This is a genomic window from Pseudomonas marginalis (assembly GCF_024169655.1).
GTDB classification, from domain to species: domain Bacteria; phylum Pseudomonadota; class Gammaproteobacteria; order Pseudomonadales; family Pseudomonadaceae; genus Aquipseudomonas; species Aquipseudomonas paraveronii.
The window spans coordinates 2,702,149-2,722,683 of record NZ_JALJWV010000001.1 but is presented as its reverse complement, the minus strand read 5'-3'; the positions used below and the strand labels follow the sequence as shown (position 1 = coordinate 2,722,683).

At 61.4% G+C, this 20,535-nt stretch carries 19 protein-coding genes; 6 read left to right on the top strand and 13 right to left on the bottom strand.

The window, feature by feature from the left end; translation table 11 throughout:
• Positions 1–3 precede the first annotated feature (3 nt).
• The 4 genes from J2Y83_RS12285 to J2Y83_RS12270 form a co-directional block, all read right to left on the bottom strand.
• Complete coding sequence (locus J2Y83_RS12285) at positions 4–1,128, bottom strand: NAD(P)/FAD-dependent oxidoreductase (protein WP_253395515.1); 1,125 nt, start codon at positions 1,126–1,128, stop codon at positions 4–6.
• On the bottom strand, positions 1,125–1,478 hold the full coding sequence (locus tag J2Y83_RS12280; protein ID WP_253395513.1) for a cupin domain-containing protein: 354 nt from the start codon (positions 1,476–1,478) through the stop codon (positions 1,125–1,127). Before J2Y83_RS12280 ends, J2Y83_RS12285 begins: the two co-directional genes overlap by 4 nt.
• Positions 1,479–1,494: 16 nt before the next feature.
• Positions 1,495–2,835 (bottom strand): lysine N(6)-hydroxylase/L-ornithine N(5)-oxygenase family protein, encoded by a 1,341-nt coding sequence (locus J2Y83_RS12275; RefSeq protein WP_253395511.1) that lies wholly within the window; start codon positions 2,833–2,835, stop codon positions 1,495–1,497.
• Between the two features lie 97 nt (positions 2,836–2,932).
• Positions 2,933–4,306 carry an MFS transporter gene (locus J2Y83_RS12270; RefSeq protein ID WP_253395509.1) on the bottom strand — a complete coding sequence of 458 codons (1,374 nt, stop codon included), beginning with the start codon at positions 4,304–4,306 and terminating at the stop codon, positions 2,933–2,935.
• Between the two features lie 139 nt (positions 4,307–4,445).
• Here J2Y83_RS12270 and J2Y83_RS12265 point away from each other — a divergent pair, with 139 nt between their 5' ends.
• Positions 4,446–5,207: an ArsR/SmtB family transcription factor gene (locus J2Y83_RS12265; protein WP_253395507.1), complete on the top strand. Its 762-nt coding sequence runs from the start codon at positions 4,446–4,448 to the stop codon at positions 5,205–5,207.
• On the opposite strand, the gene J2Y83_RS12260 is transcribed toward J2Y83_RS12265, so the two are convergent.
• From J2Y83_RS12260 to J2Y83_RS12240, 5 genes are all read right to left on the bottom strand, one after another.
• Entirely contained in the window at positions 5,182–5,847 is a 666-nt protein-coding gene (locus J2Y83_RS12260) for a glutathione S-transferase family protein (protein WP_253395505.1), read from the bottom strand. The genes J2Y83_RS12265 and J2Y83_RS12260 overlap by 26 nt on opposite strands.
• A complete protein-coding gene (locus J2Y83_RS12255) occupies positions 5,844–7,313 on the bottom strand; it encodes an FAD/NAD(P)-binding protein (RefSeq protein ID WP_253395503.1) in 1,470 nt (489 codons plus the stop codon). The genes J2Y83_RS12260 and J2Y83_RS12255 overlap by 4 nt, the downstream gene beginning before the upstream one ends.
• On the bottom strand, positions 7,310–7,744 hold the full coding sequence (locus J2Y83_RS12250; protein ID WP_247408599.1) for a nuclear transport factor 2 family protein: 435 nt from the start codon (positions 7,742–7,744) through the stop codon (positions 7,310–7,312). Before J2Y83_RS12250 ends, J2Y83_RS12255 begins: the two co-directional genes overlap by 4 nt.
• Before the next feature lie 114 nt (positions 7,745–7,858).
• Positions 7,859–8,401, bottom strand: a complete 543-nt coding sequence (locus J2Y83_RS12245) for an ester cyclase (protein ID WP_253395501.1) — start codon at positions 8,399–8,401, stop codon at positions 7,859–7,861.
• A 25-nt stretch (positions 8,402–8,426) separates the two neighbouring features.
• Positions 8,427–9,437 (bottom strand): polysaccharide deacetylase family protein, encoded by a 1,011-nt coding sequence (locus J2Y83_RS12240; RefSeq protein ID WP_253395499.1) that lies wholly within the window; start codon positions 9,435–9,437, stop codon positions 8,427–8,429.
• A gap of 101 nt (positions 9,438–9,538) precedes the next feature.
• Here J2Y83_RS12240 and J2Y83_RS12235 point away from each other — a divergent pair, with 101 nt between their 5' ends.
• The 4 genes from J2Y83_RS12235 (at position 9,539) to J2Y83_RS12220 (ending at position 16,488) form a co-directional block, all read left to right on the top strand.
• A complete protein-coding gene (locus J2Y83_RS12235; RefSeq protein WP_253395497.1) occupies positions 9,539–10,435 on the top strand; it encodes a LysR family transcriptional regulator in 897 nt (298 codons plus the stop codon).
• A 204-nt stretch (positions 10,436–10,639) separates the two neighbouring features.
• Positions 10,640–11,881 carry a multidrug efflux RND transporter periplasmic adaptor subunit MexE gene (gene mexE / locus J2Y83_RS12230; protein ID WP_253395495.1) on the top strand — a complete coding sequence of 414 codons (1,242 nt, stop codon included), beginning with the start codon at positions 10,640–10,642 and terminating at the stop codon, positions 11,879–11,881.
• Between the two features lie 15 nt (positions 11,882–11,896).
• A complete protein-coding gene (locus J2Y83_RS12225; protein WP_253395493.1) occupies positions 11,897–15,076 on the top strand; it encodes an efflux RND transporter permease subunit in 3,180 nt (1,059 codons plus the stop codon).
• A complete protein-coding gene (locus J2Y83_RS12220) occupies positions 15,073–16,488 on the top strand; it encodes an efflux transporter outer membrane subunit (RefSeq protein WP_253395491.1) in 1,416 nt (471 codons plus the stop codon). Before J2Y83_RS12225 ends, J2Y83_RS12220 begins: the two co-directional genes overlap by 4 nt.
• Before the next feature lie 86 nt (positions 16,489–16,574).
• On the opposite strand, the gene J2Y83_RS12215 is transcribed toward J2Y83_RS12220, so the two are convergent.
• The 3 genes from J2Y83_RS12215 to J2Y83_RS12205 form a co-directional block, all read right to left on the bottom strand.
• Positions 16,575–16,964 (bottom strand): hypothetical protein, encoded by a 390-nt coding sequence (locus J2Y83_RS12215; RefSeq protein ID WP_253395488.1) that lies wholly within the window; start codon positions 16,962–16,964, stop codon positions 16,575–16,577.
• 166 nt (positions 16,965–17,130) lie between these two features.
• Positions 17,131–17,520 (bottom strand): hypothetical protein, encoded by a 390-nt coding sequence (locus J2Y83_RS12210; protein ID WP_253395486.1) that lies wholly within the window; start codon positions 17,518–17,520, stop codon positions 17,131–17,133.
• Positions 17,510–18,457: a hypothetical protein gene (locus J2Y83_RS12205; RefSeq protein ID WP_253395484.1), complete on the bottom strand. Its 948-nt coding sequence runs from the start codon at positions 18,455–18,457 to the stop codon at positions 17,510–17,512. The genes J2Y83_RS12210 and J2Y83_RS12205 overlap by 11 nt, the downstream gene beginning before the upstream one ends.
• Before the next feature lie 431 nt (positions 18,458–18,888).
• On the opposite strand from J2Y83_RS12205, the gene J2Y83_RS12200 reads away from it, so the two are divergent.
• Positions 18,889–19,416: a hypothetical protein gene (locus J2Y83_RS12200; protein ID WP_253395482.1), complete on the top strand. Its 528-nt coding sequence runs from the start codon at positions 18,889–18,891 to the stop codon at positions 19,414–19,416.
• 31 nt (positions 19,417–19,447) lie between these two features.
• Here J2Y83_RS12200 and J2Y83_RS12195 read toward each other — a convergent pair whose 3' ends face one another.
• Positions 19,448–20,470 carry an AraC family transcriptional regulator gene (locus J2Y83_RS12195; protein WP_253395480.1) on the bottom strand — a complete coding sequence of 341 codons (1,023 nt, stop codon included), beginning with the start codon at positions 20,468–20,470 and terminating at the stop codon, positions 19,448–19,450.
• Between the last annotated feature and the right edge of the window lie 65 nt (positions 20,471–20,535).

Here is a 20,535-nt window from a genome sequence, read left to right as displayed (position 1 = left end):
TTTTCAATCCATCGAAACAGTAGAAAGGGTGGGTTTGGCGGTAGCGGGCGCATCGGGCCAATGGGCGACCATCAATTCAAGGGCTTCGCGGGCGATGCCCGGCGCCAGGCGGAAACCGGCGCCGCTGCCGGCGCCGGCAAACACCAGACTTTGCGAGGCGTCGAAGCTCACCTGCGACTCACCGTCGGGGCTGTAGCTGTCGCAGAACACCCGGCCGCCACGACAGCGTGGCACCAGCTCGGGCAGGTAGTGCGCCAGCGTGCGCGTGGCCACTTGCAGATCGTGGCGGTTGATTTCCAGTGCATGTTTGCGCGGCGCAACGTCCCATTCATCGCACCGAAAGCTGAACAACCACTGGTTACGCGCCGCCAACGGCATCAGGTAAGCGTCGGCTTGCGGCAGGAACAGCGCTGCGGCGTTGGCCGGTGGCACGCCGTCGATATGCAGGGCCACCACCTTCTTCACGCGCAGCCCATGGCGCGCGGCAAGCATGCCGAACGGCGACTCGCTGACCCACGGCCCCGTGGCCACCAGGGTGCGCCGGGCGCGCAGCGTGGCGCCGTCAGCCAGGGTGATGCGCGTGCCGCTGCCCAGCGCATCAATCTGCTGCACGCCCACGCCTTCGATGCAGCGCACATGGGCACTGGCCAGGCTGTGGCTGATCAGCAACCGCGCCACCAACGGCGGCTCGTAGCTTTCGGCGGTACCGCCACGCAGCAGGCTTTCGTTCGCGCCAACGTTGAGCGAAGCGCCCAGGCGTGAGCCCAGGTCAGGCACCGACAGATCGGCAGGCTGAACCGGCGCATCGACCAGGGCCTGCTCGATATGCGCGGTAAAGCTGCGCTCGGCCAGCCAGTACACCGGCGCCTGGGTGGTGCGGATGCCCAGGCGATCACGCAGGGTTCGATACAGCTCGGCGCTCTCCCCGGCCAGGCGCCGTTCACGGGCCGAGCGGCCGGTGGCCAGCAGCACGCCCGCCGAATGGGCGGTGGCACCGTCGCCGATGCGGTAGCGGTCGATCAGCAGAATCTGCCAGTGCGGATAGCGTTGCGTCGCATGATGCAAGGCCCAGGCACCGATAATGCCGCCTCCGACAATCACCAGGTCGAAGTGCTGCTCCATGCTCATGCCCACCACACCGAAAACACCTGGACCTGGGTGGTGCCGTTGTTGCGCGCGAAATGCGGCCGCCAGGGCGCGAAATACAGGCTTTCGCCATTTCTGACCGCGTGCCAGGTGCCGTCGTAAAAGACGTCCAGCTCCCCGCCGCTGACAAACCAGATCTCGTTCACGGCGTGCTTGTCTTCGTCGGTCGCGCAGTGTGGGTCGAGGGTGAAACGCGATGACTGGATCGGCGCGTTGGCCAGTTTGCCGGCAAAGTGATGCAGGTACAGGCGCACGCCTGGCTGCGCCACGGGCTCCTCGGTTTCTCGAATCACCGGGGCATTGCCGTTGGGAGCAAGTGTGATGGGGTCCATGACCGGGCTCCTGGGTCTAGTTGGCAAGGGCGGTCAGGCGATCGAAACGCGCATCGCCGACCTCGTCGAATACAGCGTTGGCGCCCCATTGGACGAACGCCTCGGGCTGATCCAGGTCGTACAGGGCTTGCCCGCTGACGCTGTTGATGATGTTCGCGCAGCGCCAAGGGATCAGGCCCAGGTTCGGGTCGGCGATGCCTTTTTGGCTGCGGGCGGCGTTTTGCACGTAGATGGCCGAGCCCTGCGGGCCGTCCCACGCGACGGAATAGTCATCGTTGAACACGTACTCGCCGTTGCACCGGGTAATCCGTGATTCGAGCGCCTCCAGGCACGCCGGCATCTGGTAGGCATAGCCTGTACACAGCACCGCCATGTCGGCACTCAGTTCCTCCTGGACCTGGCTGTGCCCGTGCGCCATCGACAGGCTCCAGTGATGGGGGCGCTGGTGAATCGCGGTCAGCTCACGCCCGGGCAGCAAGCGAATGTGACAGGGGTGCTGCAAGACGTGCTTGAGCTCGTACAGGCGGCGATAAATCGACTGCAACAACGCTTGGGAAATGCCGTCGCTCGCCAGTTTCTGCTCGGCCAGCAACGGTCGGCGCACGGCCTCGGGCTGGGCGAAAAAGTGCTCGCTGTACTGCGGGGTATAGAGTTCGTTGGTAAACGGCGACTCATCCAACGGCGAGAAATTCCAGCGCCGCGAAACCCAGGTCACGCTGGCGGGCAAGGCGGCGGTGTCGGACAGCAGGTGCTGGATGATTTCGGCCCCGGTCTGGCCACCACCGATCACCACCACACGCTTGTCTTTGAAGCTGCGCTTGCGGGTCATGTACTGCGAGGAGTGAAACAGCGTATCGCCCAGATGTGCTTGCGCGCACGTCGGGATCGACGGTTGCTGCCCGGTGCCCAGCACCAGGTGGCGCGCCGGCTGCACCCAGGTGTCACCCTTGAGCAGGAACAGGCCGTTATCGAACGTCACCGAGCGCACTTCGCTATTGAAATGCAGATTCGGCAGTTGGCTGCACGCCCAGCGGTAGTACTGGTTGAACTCGCGGCGCAGCACCTGCTCGAAATGCGCGTTGATAAAACTCAGCAGCTGTTTTTTCTGCGCCAGGTAAGCGAGGAATGACAGCGGGTTGGACGGGTCCACCAGGCTGACCAGGTCCTTGAGGTAATGCACCTGCAGCTTGGCCTCGGGCACCATCATCCCCGCATGCCATTGAAATTCGCTGCTGCGCTCGAAGAACGCGGCGGTAATGCTTGCTTTGGGCTGAGCCAGCGCCGCCAGGCTAAGGTTAGCCGGACCGATGCCGATTCCCGCCATATCGACAACTGCAGGTGCAGAACGCAGATTCATGATCATTATCCCTATTGATGATGTTTTTCAGGTGCAGCGACGCCTCGCGAATGTCACGAAAACGTGCCGGGCAATCGCCTTTACAGGTGCAGGTCCATCAACTTTCCACGGGTTGCGCCGCCGGCGCTTTCAACACCAGGGCGGCCATCAGCATGGCGAGCAACGACAAGCCGATGGCGACGCTGACGGCGACGTCGATGGCATCGCCCAGGGGTTGAATCGAGGTGAGCAAGGCGCCGAAGATCGCCACACCGAAGGCGGAACCGCTTTGCCGGCTGGCATTGAGCGTGCCGGCCGCCACCCCGGCCTTGGCCCGCTCGACCACGCTCATCAGCACGGAAGTGGCGGCCGGGGTAATGATCCCGGCGCCGAATCCCACGACCGGGTAACACAGCGCGATACGCCAGTACGGCGCGTCACTGGCCAGGGCGAACAGGCCGATAAACCCCAGGGTGTACAGACCAAACCCCGCACACAGCACGGCGCGGGCGCCATACGCGCGGGTCAGCCGGCCGCAGGTGAAGCTGCCCAGGGTGACCATGGCGGTCAACGGCAGGAAGGCCAGCCCGGTGTCCAGCGGCGACCAGCCACGGTGGGTCTGGAAATACACGCTGAGCAGGAAAAACAGGCCATAGAACACCAGGGCCGACACCAGCGACAGCAGCGTCGCCCCCGAGAACACCGGGTGGCGGAAATACTGCAGCGGCAGCATCGGGTCCTTGTGGCGGCTTTCGGTCACGAAGAACACGCACCAGGCAATACAGGCCACAAACACGCCGGCGTACACCCATTCGGAGTTCCACCCCAGCTTCGCCCCTTCGATCAGCACCGCCACCGAGGTCGCCAGCGCGAGAATCGCGGCGACTTGCCCGGTGATGTCCAAGTGGCGGTCAGGCGCCAACGGTGCTGAAGACGGGATGCGCGAGGTCAGCCACACACCGACCAGCGCGATCGGCACGTTGATCAAGAAGATGCTGCGCCAGCCGAACAGCTCGATCAGCACCCCGCCCACCAGCGGCCCGGCCGCCATGGCGATGCCACCGCAGCCGGCCCATACCCCAATCGCGCTGGCGCGTTGGTGGGTCTGCGGGTAAGCGTTATTGATCAACATCAACGAGCACGGCACCAGCAACGCGGCGCCCAGCCCCTGCAAGACCCGCGCACCGACCAATTCCGGCAGATCGGTGGCCAGGCCGCACAAGGCCGAGGCCAGGGCAAACAGGCCGAGGCCGACCGCGTAGATTTTCTTCGCACCGAAACGATCGCCCAACAGGCCGCCCGTCAGCAGCAGGCTGGCGAAGGTCAGGGTGTATGCGTTGATCACCCACTGCAGCCCGGAGATGCCCGAGCCAAAGGTGCGGGAAATCGATTCCACCGCCACATTGACAATCGAGGTGTCGAGGATCACGACCACATAGCTCAGGCTCGTCGCAAGCAGTACTTGGCGTTGGTAGCGGGTGTTGGGGGTCATGACCGCGTGCGTCCGTTGAGAGGGGGCGGCTCGACTATATGCAGCTTTCCGGGATAAACGCTTCGAGCTGTGTCGAAGTGTTTATGTTTATGTCATCCTGAAAATCGACATGACTTGGCACAGCACGGAGTTCGACGGAATGACCCAGCCAAAAATCTCATCCATCGCCTACCTGATCGCCGAGCCCGTGCGCGCAGTGATTCTGATCACCCTGGCAGATGGCAGTTCGATGTCCGCCAGTGCCTTGGCCAATGCCGCAGGCGTGACCCCGCAGACCGCCAGCTCGCACCTGGCGAAACTGCTCGACGGCGGCTTGCTCACCGTCGAGACCAAGGGCCGCAACCGCTTCTATCAATTGGCCGGTCCCGATGTGTCCCATGTGCTGGAAAGCCTGGCGGCGGTCGCGCCGCAAACCAGTTCGTGGCGTAGCCTGCCCAACCGCTCGGCCCATGAGCTGCGTTTTGCCCGTTGCTGCTACGACCACCTGGCCGGCCAGGTCGGTGTAGCGGTGACCCAAGGCATGCTGCAGCAGGGTTTTCTCCTTGAGCGCAACGAGTGCGAATATGTGCTCACCCCGCGCGGCACCGAATGGTTGCAGTCACTCAACCCGCAGGGCGGCGAGCCATGCTTGCACGACCATATGCAGGCTCGCCGTTGCCTGGATTGGACCGAACGCCAACACCACATCGCCGGGCCGCTCGGCACCCACCTGCTGGAGACTTTCTGCCAGCAGGGTTGGCTGCGTCGAACCGTCGGCTCACGTGCGGTGTATGTGACCAGCCCGGGCTGGCGTGCATTCAAGCTGCATTTGGGGATTGAGCATCTGCGTCATCTCGAAGCGCCGCTGCATGCCGTGACCCCGGCCAGGAAAACCCTTATGCCGGCACCCGTTGCGAGCTGAACAGCCGCTCGATTTCGGCGATCCGGCGCTCTTGGGCCGCCCCGCTCTGCTGCCAGGCGGCAAGCGCATTGATCCGCGCGTACCAGGCCGCCACATGGGGATATTCCAGGAACGGCGCCTGGGTGCGCGGGATATGACTCAGCGGGGCCGCCAGGTCGATGTCCGCCAGGCTCAACGCGTCGCCCACCACAAAGCGCCGGGTGCGCAAGTGCCCGTCGAGCACGGCCGTATAGCGGTGGATCGCCTGCAGCGCGTCGGCCACCAGCGTCGGGTTCTCGGCGCGGCCTTTGAGGCGGTCCATGAACCGCTGCTCGATCAGCACCGTCGGCCCACGGCGAAAGTGCTCGGCGGCCCAGAACATCCACTTGAGCGTTTCGTACTTGGCATTGCCTGCGGGCAGTAATGACGAACCGGCCTGTTCGGCCAGGTAAATCATGATCGCCGAGGCTTCGAACAGCACCACGTCGCCGTCGACAAAGGTCGGGATCGTGCCGTTCGGGTTGAGGGCCAGGTACTCCGGCGTGCGGTTCTCGCCACTGAACAGGTCGAGGAACACGAATTCGACCTCAAGCCCCAGGTAAGCGGCGGTGGTCAGTACTCGCCGGGTATTGCTCGAACCTCTGTCGCCATACACTTTCATGCCACTGCCTCGGTTGCGTGTTTGTCGATGAATGAAGGGGGCTCGGCGAGCAGCATCACCACCTCGCGGGCCTGGCGCACCGATTGATACACCGAGTTGACCATCGGCGCCGCCAGGTACGAGGCCACGCCCAGCAGCCAGATGTTTTCCGGTGCCTCGGCGCCGGGCAGGCTGACCTGCAACTGCGGCGACACATAGGGCGGCGTACACGGCGTTGTCGGTGGCACCTGCAGATCAAGGCCGTCACGGGTGGCATGGAAAAACTGCTTATGAAAACCGGTGGCGCACACCACCGCATCCACCGCCTCGATGTGCCCGCGGGCGTCGTGAACCTGCCATTGGCCTTGCCACTCAAGGGTTGTCGGCACCTGCACGGCCAGTTGCAGGCGCCCTTCGTCGATCAGGCGCAGCAATGTGATCGCGGTCTGCAAGGGCACCGCGAAGAGGTAACGCCCGACCGCCTCCCAACAGTTCTGCAGCGCCGCCATGCGCACTGCCGGCGGTGCCGCGCGCAGTTTCACGTCAGCCAGGTCCATGCACTGCACCAACAGGCTCTGCCAGTCCGTCGCGCCCCGTCGGGCCAAGGCGACTTCGCCGCGCAGGCGCTGGGTGGGCTCCACGCTGCGGTCGACTTGTTCGCGCAGCGAGCGACCACTGATCGCCTTGGCCGCCCGCGCAACGATGCGCAGCAAGTGCCAGTACAGCTTGGGGTTCTCCAGGTCCAGCCTTGCGAATCGCGTTTCATCCAGGGCCACCGCACAACGCCGGGGGGTAGCCGTGCGCACGCCGGGCAAACGCCCGGAAGGCGACGCCATCAGCACCTGATGCCCCGCGCCGCAGAGCAGCAACACGCTGTCGACTGCCGATAGACGACTGCCCAATACCAAGACCCGTGACGGTTTACCCAGGCTGTCCAGCCAGGCCTTGGCCGGGTATGGCGTCGAGAAAATGCCCGGCGCACCGACATGCGGGCTGACCAGCGGCGGGATGAACGGCGCGGCACTGCCGGTGCAGACCAGCACGGCACAGGCGCGCAGGTCGCTGCCATCATCCAGCACCAGGCGATAGTCGCTGCGCGCGACCGGCTGGATACGTCGCACCGTTGCGCGCACGACCCGATGCTCGATGCCCCGCGCCTGCGCCACATCGCGGTACTCGGCGTAGCGTTGCTTGAGGTAGCCCGATACCCAGGCCCGTGGCACAAACGCGTCTTCGCCAGCGTCGAGGCCCTGCGTCTGGAGGTAACGCTGAAAGTCGTGCGGGTCATCGTCCAGCACCGACATGGTCTGCACCGAGGTATTGCACAACAGCGAGGCCTCGCTGGCGCTGAAGGCAATCGAGTGCGCCAGCCCCTCGGGATCGATGATGTCGATACGCTGGGCGTTACCTGTGCGCACCAGTTGGATAAACGCCGCGACGCCGGTCACCGCCCCGCCAATGATCGCAACCGTCGCACGCGGGTTCACAGCGCTTGCGCCTTCGCCAGTACCGGCGCGAGCAAGCGCACGCCATACCAGCCCCAATACACGCGGTGGCAGGTGATCAAGCCGTTTTCAATCTCCATCATTTCCATCAGGTCGACCTGCTCCCCCGTCGGCGTCTTGCGCGGGTATTCCCACGTCAGGTTGCGGCCGTTGATGAAGGCTTTATCGCTGCGATACCACTCAGCCAGGTCATTGGGAAAGCGGCGCTTGCTGTCTTCCATGAACCGCTGGATCACCCCTCGGCCCACCAGCACCCCGCTGCCGTGGTCGGGGTAGATCGCCAGCACCAGCGGCGTTTCGAACACCGCCTGTTCGGCATACAACGCCGCTGTAGCCGCCAGGTCGCCGGCACAGACGGTGGCGTGCCAGGCTTCATAAATAGCCAGCAGACCGGGATCGATGGACGAAGTCATGGCGTTTTCCTCGCGTGGCAGCACAACAGCTAATAGAAGCCGCAATTGTAAAGAATTGCCACCCGGCCATGCTTCGACCTGGCCCGAAGTGTCAGGCACGCGGTGCTCCCGGGATTACAGAGCGCCCAACTGCTGCATCAGTGTCAGGTTGTCTTCAATGTGCCAGTTGGCGGCGATCTTGCCGTTGTCGATCTGATAGATATCGGTGGCGATAAAGTCCACGGGCTGTCCGCCGCCCTTGATCTGGCCAAAGGTGCCGGTGAAGTGCCCGCGAAAATGCAGGTGAACCACGACGCGGTCGCCGGCGATGATCATGTGTTCGATCTCACAACGCAGGTCCGGCACCGCTTCACGAAACGCCCGGGAAGCGAGCAACGGGCCTTCGGGGCCTTGTTTACGCCCGGCTGGCGGAGTTTTGTCGACGAAATCCGCAGACAGCGCCTCGCGGGCCAGGCGTTCGTCGCCGCTATTCCAGAAGGTGTCATAGCGGCGGGCGGCGGTTTCCATGGCCGCCAGTTGTGCAGGTGTGAGGCTCTTGTCCACCACCAGCACACCCGGCTTGACCAGTTCAGTGTTGGCCGCGAGGACGGCGCCGGAAAAGGTCGAGGTCAAGAGTGTGGCGATGAAGCAAACGCGCGCAACAGGTGAGGGTTTCATTGAAAAATCTCCTTGGGTGATGGGCTCAGAGGGTCTCGTTTTCCCGCAGGCTGAGCGGGCTTTTAAGGGTGTACTGCGCGATAGCGTCCTTGCGCATGAACGCCACGCCGGGGTGGCTGTTGGCATAGCGTAAAAACTCATCCCAGACCCGGACCATTTGCGGCGTGCCGCTGATGCGGTCGTGGGCGCTGATCGACATCATGCGGCGCCGGCTGCCGGCCTCTTCGTACAACTGGTCAAAGTCCAGCTTCACCTGCTCCAGGAACTGCGACGGTGAGTAGTTACGGCCTTCGATCAAGACGATGTCGTTGTTGCGCAAGGTGTACGGAACCACCACGAAGTCCTTGCCGTTGACCTGCTCGATAAACGGCTCGTCGCGACTCACATCGTCGATGTGATAGACGTAGCCAAGCTCTTGCAGCAGCGCCAGGGTATTGGGGCCACGGCGCAACCAATTGCAGTTGTAGCCGCTGACTGGCTGGCCGGTGACCTCCTGCACCATGCTCGCGGCCTGGCGCAGGAACGTGCGTTCTTCATCGCGGCTCATGGCAAATTGCGAACTCCAGCGCGGGCCATGGCCCGCCGCCTCGTGACCGCGCGCGACGATCTCCCGGGCCAACTGCGGATGACGCTTCGCCGCATCGCCGATCATGTGGCTGGTGACCTTCACCCCATGTCGATCCCAGAGGTCGAGCATTCTGGGAATGCCTTCGCGGTAGCCATAGGCGAACCAGGTATTGGTGGCGGGGTCGGCGGGCACGCTGTCCGGGAAGTCCACTTTGGGAAACGGGCTGTCGGTGCCCTTCAGCGGTTGCCCGCCGGCTTCGAACTGCATGGAGATCGAGACGACAAGCCGCGTGTCGCCGGGCCAGAAACCACCCCTCGCCTGACGCGCCGCCGCCGGTGCCGCCCCGCCCTGCCCGGTCTGCGCCGCGCTCGCGTTGGCGGTGCTGAGCAGCGATCCGGCGGTCAACACCGCGGCGCCCGCCCCCGCCTGGGCCAGGAAAGTACGCCGTTGCAGGTTCACAGATGACATGACGATAACTCCGTTGAATAAACACGGATGCAACGCTAATCCTTTAGGTTTATTTTGATAATTGAGCTGAAATCAAAAATCACTTTCGGAAAAACCGAACAATGCTGCTGAAGAACCTTGAGCTGTTTTTATTGATCGTCGAGAAAGGTGGGCTGTCTGCCGCCGGCAGAGAGCTGGGGTTATCGCCGGCCTCCGTGTCGGAACGGCTGGCGCAGCTAGAGAGTTTTTATGGCGCCAGCCTGCTCAACCGCACGACCCGTGCGATCAACCTCACCGATGAAGGCCGCCTGCTGGTCGACGGCGCACACCGCCTGCTGGCAGAAGCCGATGAGCTGCACAGCAGCATTCGTCTGGGCACCGACCAAATTTGCGGACCGATCCGCCTCAGTGCCCCGCAAGACTTCGGCCGTCAATACATCGAGCCGATCCTTGCGCAGTTCATGCTGGAGCACCCGCAAGTCAGCATCGACCTCAACCTCAGCGACGGTTATGTCGATCCCGTCAGCCAGGGGATCGACTTCGCCGTGCGCTTCGGCGCGCTGGCCGACAGCACCCTGCATGCCCGCCTGATTGGCGAGAACCGCCGCGTGGTCTGTGCTTCGCCGCTGTACCTGGCACGCCATGGCACCCCGCAACACCCTGAGGACCTGGCCGCGCACGAGTGCCTGGTGATGCGCTTCGGCATCAATATTTCGCGGGAGTGGACGTTCAAGCAACACGGGCAGACCCAACGGATCATGGTGCGTGGCCGCCGCGTGGCGAACGACGGCGCGCTGATCCGCCAATGGTGCCTGGCCGGCCATGGGATTTGCTTGAAGTCGGTGTGGGACGTGCGCGCCGATCTCAACGCTGGCCGCTTGGTCGAGGTGCTTGAGGATTACGACCTGGGCGGGACCGCGCTGAACATCGTGTACCCGTCCACGCGCATTCAGCCCAAACGGGTGAGAATGTTGATAGAACGCATCGTTGCACGGTTGGCGACTGACAACACCGCGTAGGCATCGCGGCGTTCCTGGCAGCCTGCGCAATACACCTTTGTCATCAAGGATATTGATAGCTGCCTAATGAAACCCGCAGACTAGAGGGCTAATCCCGCGCATATATCATTCCGAATGATAGTTATCTTTGCTTCATTCGATTCGTGACCTAGCACCTCGCCGCGCATGATCCGCCCATCTCAAATACATTGGCGGATGCACCTCATGGAACAGAAACTCAAACACTTGCGCTTGCCCCTGGCGATTCTGGCCGTGGCGGTAATGAGCGCGTGCGGCAAAACCCCGGACCAAGCGGCCGCCATGCCTCCTGCAAAAATCAGCGTGGCCAAGGTGCTTGAGCAACCGGTCAACGAGTGGGACGAATTCACCGGTCGCCTGGAAGCACCGGAAACCGTGCAGATCCGTCCACGGGTGTCCGGCCAGATCGATCAGGTGGCCTTCATCGAAGGCGCCCTCGTGAAGAAAGGCGACCTGCTGTTCCAGATCGACCCGCGCCCGTTCCAGGCCGAGGTGCGCCGCCTCGAAGCCCAACTGCAACAGACCAAAGCCGCTGCCAGCCGCAGCGATAACGAAGCACAACGCGGCGAACGCCTGCGCCAGAGCAATGCGATCTCCGCCGAACTGGCCGACTCGCGCACCACCGCCGCCCAGGAAGCCCGCGCCGCTGTCGCCGGCATCCAGGCGCAGTTGGACCTGGCCAAGCTGAACCTGAGCTTCACCCGTGTCACCGCGCCGATCAGTGGCCGTGTCAGCCGTGCCGAGATCACCGCGGGCAACCTGGTCACCGCCGACGTCACCGCGCTGACCAGCCTGGTCTCCACCGACAAGGTCTACGCCTACTTCGACGCCGATGAGCGCGTGTACCTCAAGTACACCGAACTCGCCCGCCAGGGTCGCCGTGGCGCGACCACCCCGGTGTACCTGGGCCTGTCGAATGAAACCGGCAACCCGCACCTGGGCCAGATGAACTTCGTCGACAACCAGGTCAACCCGGCCACCGGCACCATCCGTGGCCGTGCGGTGTTCGATAACAGCAAAGGCGAATACACCCCGGGCTTGTACGCCCGCCTGAAACTGGTCGGCAGCGGCACCTACTCCGCCGTACTGATCAACGATGAAGCGGTCGGCACCGACCTGGGCAAGAAGTTCGTGCTGGTGATGGAAGGCGACAAGCCAGCCTACCGCTCGGTGGAACTGGGGCCGAAGATCGAAGGTTTGCGCATCGTGCGCAGCGGCCTGAACAAGGACGACACCATTATCGTCAAGGGCCTGCAGCGTGTGCGCCCGGGTGCGCCGGTCGCCCCGGAAACCATCCCGATGGCCAGCAAGGAAACCCTCGCCGCCTTGGCCCAACAACGACAAGCGCTTGAAGCCAGCAACCTGGAGCAAGTGGCGCCGGAAAAAACCGCGCCCAAGCTCGCAGCCGTCGCGACTCCACGCGGTTAAGGGATACGACTCAAGATGAATTTTTCCAAGTTCTTCATTTCGCGGCCGATCTTCGCAGCGGTGCTCTCGCTGTTGATCCTGATCGCCGGCGCGATCTCGCTGTTCCAACTGCCGATCAGCGAATACCCGGAAGTGGTACCGCCGACCGTGGTGGTGCGCGCCAACTTCCCCGGCGCCAACCCCAAAGTCATCGGTGAAACCGTGGCGGCGCCGCTGGAGCAAGCGATCACCGGCGTCGAGAACATGCTGTACATGTCCTCGCAGTCGACCGCCGACGGCAAACTGACCCTGACCATCACCTTCGCCCTGGGCACCGACCTGGACAACGCGCAGGTGCAGGTGCAAAACCGTGTGACGCGCACGCAACCCAAGCTGCCCGAGGAAGTGACGCGCATCGGTATCACCGTGGACAAGGCCTCCCCCGACCTGACCATGGTGGTGCACTTGACCTCCCCGGATCAGCGCTACGACATGCTCTACCTGTCCAACTACGCCTTGCTCAATATCAAGGATGAGTTGGCGCGCCTGGGCGGTGTGGGTGATGTGCAGCTGTTCGGCATGGGCGACTACTCCCTGCGCGTCTGGCTGGACCCGAACAAGACCGCGTCGCGTAACCTGACCGCCACCGATGTGGTGACCGCGATTCGCGAGCAGAACCGTCAAGTGGCCGCCGGTGCGCTGGGTGCGCCGCCTGCACCGAATGCCACCAGCTTCCAGTTGTCGGTGAACACGCAGGGTCGCCTGGTCACTGAAGAAGAGTTCGAGAACATCATCATTCGCTCCGGCGATAACGGTGAAATCACGCGGCTCAAAGACATTGCGCGGGTCGAGCTGGGTTCGAGCCAATACGCCCTGCGTTCGTTGCTCAACAACCAGCCGGCCGTGGCGATCCCGATCTTCCAACGCCCGGGTTCCAACGCGATCCAGATCTCCAACGAAGTGCGCGACAAGATGGCGGAGCTGAAGAAGAGCTTCCCCGAAGGCATGGACTTCAGCATCGTCTACGACCCGACCATCTTCGTGCGCGGCTCCATCGAAGCGGTGGTGCATACCCTGTTCGAAGCGCTGATCCTCGTGGTGCTGGTGGTGATCCTGTTCCTGCAGACCTGGCGCGCCTCGATCATTCCGTTGGTGGCGGTGCCGGTCTCGCTGATCGGTACGTTTGCGGTGATGCACCTGTTCGGCTTCTCGCTCAACGCGCTGTCATTGTTCGGCCTGGTACTCGCCATCGGCATCGTGGTCGATGACGCCATCGTGGTGGTGGAGAACGTCGAGCGCAACATCGAGCTGGGCCTGGCGCCGTTCCAGGCGACTGAAAAGGCCATGAGCGAAGTGACCGGGCCGATCATCGCCACGGCCTTGGTGCTGTGTGCGGTGTTCATTCCGGCGGCCTTTATCAGCGGCTTGACCGGGCAGTTCTACAAGCAGTTCGCCTTGACCATTGCGATTTCGACGGTGATCTCGGCCTTCAACTCGCTGACCTTGTCCCCTGCCCTGGCCGCCGTGTTGCTGCGCAGCCATGACGCGCCGAAGGATCGCTTCTCCAAGGTGCTCGACAAGCTGTTGGGGGGCTGGTTGTTCCGGCCGTTCAACCGCTTCTTCGAAAAAGCCAGCCATGGCTACGTCGGCACCGTGCGCCGGGTGATTCGCGGCAGCGGCATCGCGCTGTTCCTGTACGCCGGCCTGATGGTGCTGACGTGGTTCGGGTTTGCCCACACTCCGACCGGTTTCGTACCGGCCCAGGACAAGCAATACCTGGTGGCTTTCGCCCAATTGCCGGACGCCGCGAGCCTGGACCGCACCGAAGACGTGATCAAGCGCATGTCCGACATCGCCCTGAAACAGCCGGGCGTGGAAAGCGCCGTGGCCTTCCCGGGCCTGTCGATCAACGGGTTCACCAACAGCCCGAACAGCGGCATCGTGTTCGTGACCCTCAAACCGTTCGACGAGCGTAAAGACCCGAGCATGTCCGCCGGTGCGATTGCCGGTGCGCTGAACGGCAAGTACAGCGACATCCAGGAAGCCTACATGGCGATCTTCCCACCGCCGCCGGTACAGGGCCTGGGCACCATCGGCGGGTTCCGCCTGCAGATCGAAGACCGTGGCAACCTGGGTTACGAAGAACTGTACAAAGAAGTGCAGAACATCATCACCAAGAGCCGCACCACGCCGGAACTGTTCGGCCTGTTCACCAGCTACACGGTCAACGTGCCCCAGGTCGATGCCGCCATCGACCGCGAAAAGGCCAAGACCCACGGCGTGGCGATCAGCGACATTTTCGACACCCTGCAGATCTACCTGGGTTCGTTGTATGCCAACGACTTCAACCGCTTCGGCCGCACCTACCAGGTCAACGTGCAGGCGGAACAACAGTTCCGTCTGGATGAAGACCAGATCGGCCAGTTGAAAGTGCGCAACAACAAAGGCGAGATGATCCCGCTGGCGACCTTCATCAAGGTCAGCGACACCTCGGGCCCGGACCGCGTGATGCACTACAACGGCTTCATCACCGCAGAAATCAACGGCAACGCCGCGCCGGGCTACAGCTCCGGCCAGGCCCAGGCCGCGATTGAAAAACTGTTGAAGGATGAACTGCCCAACGGCATGACCTACGAGTGGACCGACCTGACGTATCAGCAAATCCTCTCGGGCAATACCGCGCTGTTTGTGTTCCCGCTCTGCGTGTTGCTGGCGTTCCTGGTACTGGCCGCCCAATACGAAAGCTGGAGCCTGCCGTTGGCGGTGATCCTGATCGTACCGATGACGCTGCTGTCGGCCATCACCGGGGTGATCATCTCCGGCGGCGACAACAACATCTTCACCCAGATCGGCCTGATCGTGCTGGTGGGCCTGGCCTGTAAGAACGCGATTCTGATCGTCGAGTTCGCCAAGGATAAACAGCAGGAAGGCCTCGACCCGCTCGCCGCGGTGCTGGAAGCCTGCCGTCTGCGGCTGCGGCCGATCCTGATGACCTCGTTCGCCTTCATCATGGGTGTGGTGCCTCTGGTGCTGTCCAGCGGTGCCGGTGCCGAGATGCGGCATGCCATGGGCGTGGCGGTGTTCTCCGGGATGATCGGGGTGACCTTCTTCGGTCTGTTGCTGACGCCAGTGTTCTACGTACTGATCCGTCGCTATGTCGAGCGCCAGGACGCGCGCAAAGCGGCCAAAGCCTTGAAGCTGGAGACACAGCAATGAGTGTGAAAGTCTTTCTGCCGAGCTTGCTGGTCCTGGCGCTGAGCGCCTGTGCCGTAGGCCCGGACTACACAACCCAGACCCCGGAGGCGGCCAATATCACGGCTGCCGCCGATGCCAAAAAATACGACCACGGGAAATTCGAAGGCATCTGGTGGCAGCAGTTCGACGACCCGACTCTGAACCAGTTGGTGACCCAGTCGCTGAGCGGTAACCGCGACCTGCGTGTGGCGTTTGCCCGCCTGCGGGCCGCACGGGCGATCCGCGATGACGCCAGCAACGACGCAATGCCGACCATCACCAGCCGCGCCAGCAGTGACCTGGCCAAGGGGCAAATCCCTGGCCAGACCACCCAGCGCGTCAACAGCGAGCGTTATGACCTGGGCCTGGACATGGCCTGGGAGCTGGACCTGTTCGGCCGCATCCAGCGCAACCTGGAAGCCAGCGACGCCGACCAGCAGGCCGCCGAAGCCGACCTGTACCAACTGCAGGTCACGATGATTGCCGAACTGGTGGACGCCTACGGTCAACTGCGCGGCGCGCAACTGCGTGAGCGCATCGCCCTGGACAACCTGAAGAACCAGCAGGAATCGCGGACCATCACCGTCAGCCTGCGTGATGCCGGCGTGGGTGACCAACTCGACGTGGAGCGTGCCGACGCCCGCCTCGCGGCGGTGGAAGCCAGCGTGCCGCAACTGCAGGCCGAACAAGTGCGCGAGCGCAACCGCATCGCCACCCTCCTCGGCCAGCGCCCCGACAAGCTGAGCGTGGACCTGAGCCCGAAAGACTTGCCGGCGATTGCCAAGGCGCTGCCGATCGGCGATCCGGGGCAACTGCTGCAACGGCGCCCGGACATTCTGAGTGCCGAACGCAAACTGGCATCCGCGACCGCACGCATCGGCGTGGCCAAGGCCGACCTGTTCCCCCGGGTCAGCCTCAGCGGCTTCCTCGGCTTCACCGCCGGGCGCGGTTCGCAGATCGGTTCATCCGCGGCGAATGCCTGGGCCCTTGGCCCGAGCATCACCTGGGCCGCGTTTGACCTGGGCAGCGTGCGTGCACGCTTGCGCGGCGCCGATGCCGAGGCCGATGGCGCCCTGGCCAACTACGAGCAGCAAGTGTTGCTCGCGTTGGAAGAATCCGAGAACGCCTTCAGCGACTACGGCAAGCGTCAGCAACGCCTGGTCTCGCTGATCCGCCAAAGCGAATCCAGCCGCGCCGCCGCCGACCTCGCCGCGATCCGCTACCGCGAAGGCACCGTGGACTTCCTCGTGCTGCTCGACGCCCAACGCGAACGCCTGGCCGCCGAAGACTCCCAGGCCCAGGCCGAGGTCGATCTGTATCGCGGGATTGTTGCGATCTACAAGGCGCTGGGTGGCGGTTGGCAGCCGGATACGGTGGTCGCTACGGCCAAGTGATGTAAAGAGCTCCTTTGGTTGGTCGCATCCAGCCAATTTTTAGCCCCGTGGTCCGTTTGGTCATGGGGCTTTTTTTGTGTCGCTGATCAGCGTGTTAGCCATTTATAAAATATGTTGGATATGGCGAACGTCATAAAAAGTACTTCCCCAAGGATCTTTCCCTGAAGCAAGCGCTTGAGACCGCGAGGAAAATCCTGAACTTGCTGCCGATCCACAGTACCGCGCTTTATGTTCCACCACGGCATAACAACCGCTGAGGTGACGGCACACAGCCGAATCATTCTTCCTCGTATCGAATCGCCCCAGAACTGTTTGTTAGAAGTGACAAGGCTGCATTTATTTAAACGATCCTCCATTTCATCCAATCGTCGATACATCAGGAAAATGCCGACTACATTGATGCTAAGGACTACAAACAGAACGCTCACACTAAACCAGAACTTAAGAGGAAGATTGAGCCAGTAGTCAATATTCATAAATTTTCCGTCCTACGTACTCACCGAGTTCACTCCCATAAACGCCCCCAACCGTGCCTGCGGCTCCCCCCGCCAGTGCCAAATGATGTAAAGAGTTCCTTTGGTTGGTCGCACCCAGCCAATGGTTAGCCGCGTGGTCCGTTTGGTCACGGTTTTTTGGACACAGTTACTGATATAGCCACTTATACAAGATGTCAGCGGTGGCGCTAATTAAAAAAAGCACTCCAACAAGCAGGGTTCCCTGAAACAAGCGCTTGAGACCGCGAGGAAAATCCTGAACTTGCTGTCGATCCACTACACCGCGCTTTATGTTCCACCCCGGCATCGCAACCGCCGCAGTGACGGCACACAGTCGAACCATCCTTCCTCGCGCAGAATTGCCCCAAAACTGTTTGTGAAAAATGATAAGACTGCATTTGTTTAAACGCTCCTCCATTTCATCCAATCGTCGATACATCAGAAAAATGCCGACTACATTGATGCTAAGGGCAACAAACAGAATGCTCGCACTAAACCAAAACTTAATAGGAAGATTGAGCCAGTAGTCAATATTCATAAATCTTCTCCCCTACGTACTCACCGAACTCACTCCCATGAACGCCCCCAACCGCGCCTAAGGTCCCACCCGCGATCAACAGGCAACTCAATGATACAGGCCCAGTTGTAGGGACCAGTACGACGACACATAATGCTGTCGCCAGAGCCCCACCTGCCACTCCTCCCAAAATCCCTCCTCCTAGCTTGCTCACTTCCACATATTTCGCCTTCCTGCACTGCTCTTCCCTCCCCGTGGAACAGGCTTCCTTAATTTCCAGCGCAGTGGACGCAGCGCTCAAAGCAATCCCCAACGGCGTCCCAGCCTTGAGCACTTTCGCCACCCTGGAAATACGCGCAATCCTCTCGGCATATCGACTGATCTCCCCGGTATGCAGATAACTCTTGGTGGAAATACCGAGCATTTTCTTGATCGAACCTTCATTCCGCAAACCCGTGCCGTAACGGGCGAACCCGCGCAGTTGTGCTTCCAGTTTGGCGAACAGCGTTTGGCGACGCGCCAAAAACTCATCCCGCGCTGCGCCACCGCCTCGGCGCAACGCCTGTTTATGCAGGGCATCGATTTCTTCCAGGGTTTTGACGATCGCCTTCAAGTGGCGATTCCAAGCGTCCCCCGCCGTACCGACCCCAAGCGAGGTGTAGCCCAGCAGTTTCTGCAGCAGGTCATAGTTTTGCAAGGCAAAGGCATCTCCCCCTTCGGCCATCACGCTGTGGCGTATACGCCAGGCGGATTGCATCAGCAGATGCTCTTCCGGCTTGCACAACGCCGTGGAGTCATCACCGATGATGACCAACTGCCCCGGCAGTACCACGACGTTTCGGATATGGGTATTGAGCATGTCGAACTTGGCTTCGGCGTGCTGGCTCAAGCGCAATCTTGCCTTGAGTTCAACTGAGGTTTGTTGCCAATCATTGATGAACGCATAGGGCTGAGACATTAAAAACCTCTCAGCAGCAGTGGGCGAAGGGAGCCGGTTGATGTGGGCGTATTGCTTGCCATACGTGCATTCCTTATTGCATGAAGATGACGTCGCAATCTAATCAAAGGCCCAAGCGCTGTCGCGGATTTACCCGGTGAATTCGCGCATCGTCGTTCAATTTGGGAAATGGACTTCCTCTCGCCTACCAATAGCTGTCAGACACTTCCTAACAGCTATTCCAATGGACTAATTTCGTTAAATAATATGACTGCGGTAACGCAACTGATGCGAAGCGTCACCAGCACCAGATGATGTAAAAAGTTTCTTTGGCTGGTCGCAGCCAGCCAGTTTTTTGCCCCACGGCCCTTTCGGTCACGGCACTTTTTTAAAGTAGGTACACGAGTGGCCCGATATAAAAGTGTACGTTTCGACTAATGGAGGATTTCACTATGGCCGTTTTATTGACTGCGGAACAAATGAGGTACACCAAAGCGTCTAACCCGTTCCAGATAAAGAACCCGGAACAGGTTGTCAATAAATTCACGATAACGGAAGAGTCAAAAGCTTCGGACACGTTGAAGCTTCGAAAACAAGAGTCGATTGATGATCTGAAAACATTTTTGAAAGACTACGACATGACATCGATCACCACCAACGAACTAAAAAAAGTCGGCAGACGGCTTTATGAAAACGACGTAATTGATGGCGAGGCGTTTCATATGTTCATATCTGGCCTGGATGCTTTTGATGCCAACGGCCAGCAAGCTGAAACTGACGTAAAATACAATGCAATCGCCTTATTTAACGAAAAGCTGGAAGATTACCTTTCGTTTCTTGAAAGCCATCCCAACGTGAAGCGGTCACAAGGCATCCCCGAATATGTTCAAGGCATGTTCGCAGCCAATCATGCAATCAATGCACTGGCATTTTTTGTTAATTCTTCCCGCAGCGATCTCTCGATAGAGGAGCGTGCCTGAGTTTGGCTCTTTATCCCGTACACCCACTCCATCACAGGCGATTTGTCTCGTTCAAAATCAAACTACGATAATGCCCCGGATTCGACCCGACCCATTTACGAAACGCCTTATAAAACGAACTGGCATCGGCAAATCCCAGTCGCGTAGCGATTTCGGCAAAGCTGATCTGCGGTTCGGCCAGCCAGACAATCGCCAACTCTTTGCGCACGCTGTCCTTGAGCCCCTGATACGTTTGCCCCTCTTCCGCCAGGCGGCGGCGCAGGGTCGAGGCGGAGATGCACAGGCGGGCGGCCAGGCCGTCGGTTTCCGGCCAGGTGTCGGGCGGCATCTGGCGCAGGTCGTGCTTGATGCGCGTGGCCAGGCTGTCGGGGTCGCGGTATTTGACCAGGATGTTGGCCGGCGCATGCCCCAGGAAACGCTTGAGTTCTTCGGCACTGCGCTTGATCGGTAGATCGAGGCAATCGGCGGAGAAAATCATGCGGGTGCGCGGCCGGTCAAAACGCAGGTTGTCGGAGAACATCACCCGGTAATCGTCACAAAAATCCGGCTGTGGGCAGCGCAGTTCGATGGCCAGGATCGGTATACGCCGTCCCGCCAGCCAACAGGCAACGCCGTGGACGATCATCCAGTAAGTGAAATAGCTGAACGCTCGGCGCGGATCGGGCTCGGTTTCGAGCAGCACGATTTCTGCCAGGCTTTGCTGGCGCACCAGTTGGGCAGGCAGATGCTCGAACATCAATGACAGGAACGCCAAACCGGTTTCCAGCCCGGCCGCCACCGTCGGTTGGGCCATGGCCACCCGACACAGAAACGCCAGGCTGCCAGACTTGAGCGGGCGCGGGTCCATGCCAAAAAACTCATCGTCCAGGCGCCGCGCCAACAAGCGCCACAGCCGCGCGTAGGTCGTGGCCGAGACACGTGCGCCGGGCTGCAGCAGCAGCTCGGGAGCAATGCCCACCTTGCTCAACGCCTCAATGGTCGCCGCCCCTGGCGCGCAGCTCTGCAACAGCGCTTCGCGCACGAGATGGATGGAGATGGTGTCTTTTTCCGACATGGCTGTAGGGCAATCCAACGGCACAAAAGGTGGCGTGCATCATAAGGGCGCTTGAGCTTTGCCAC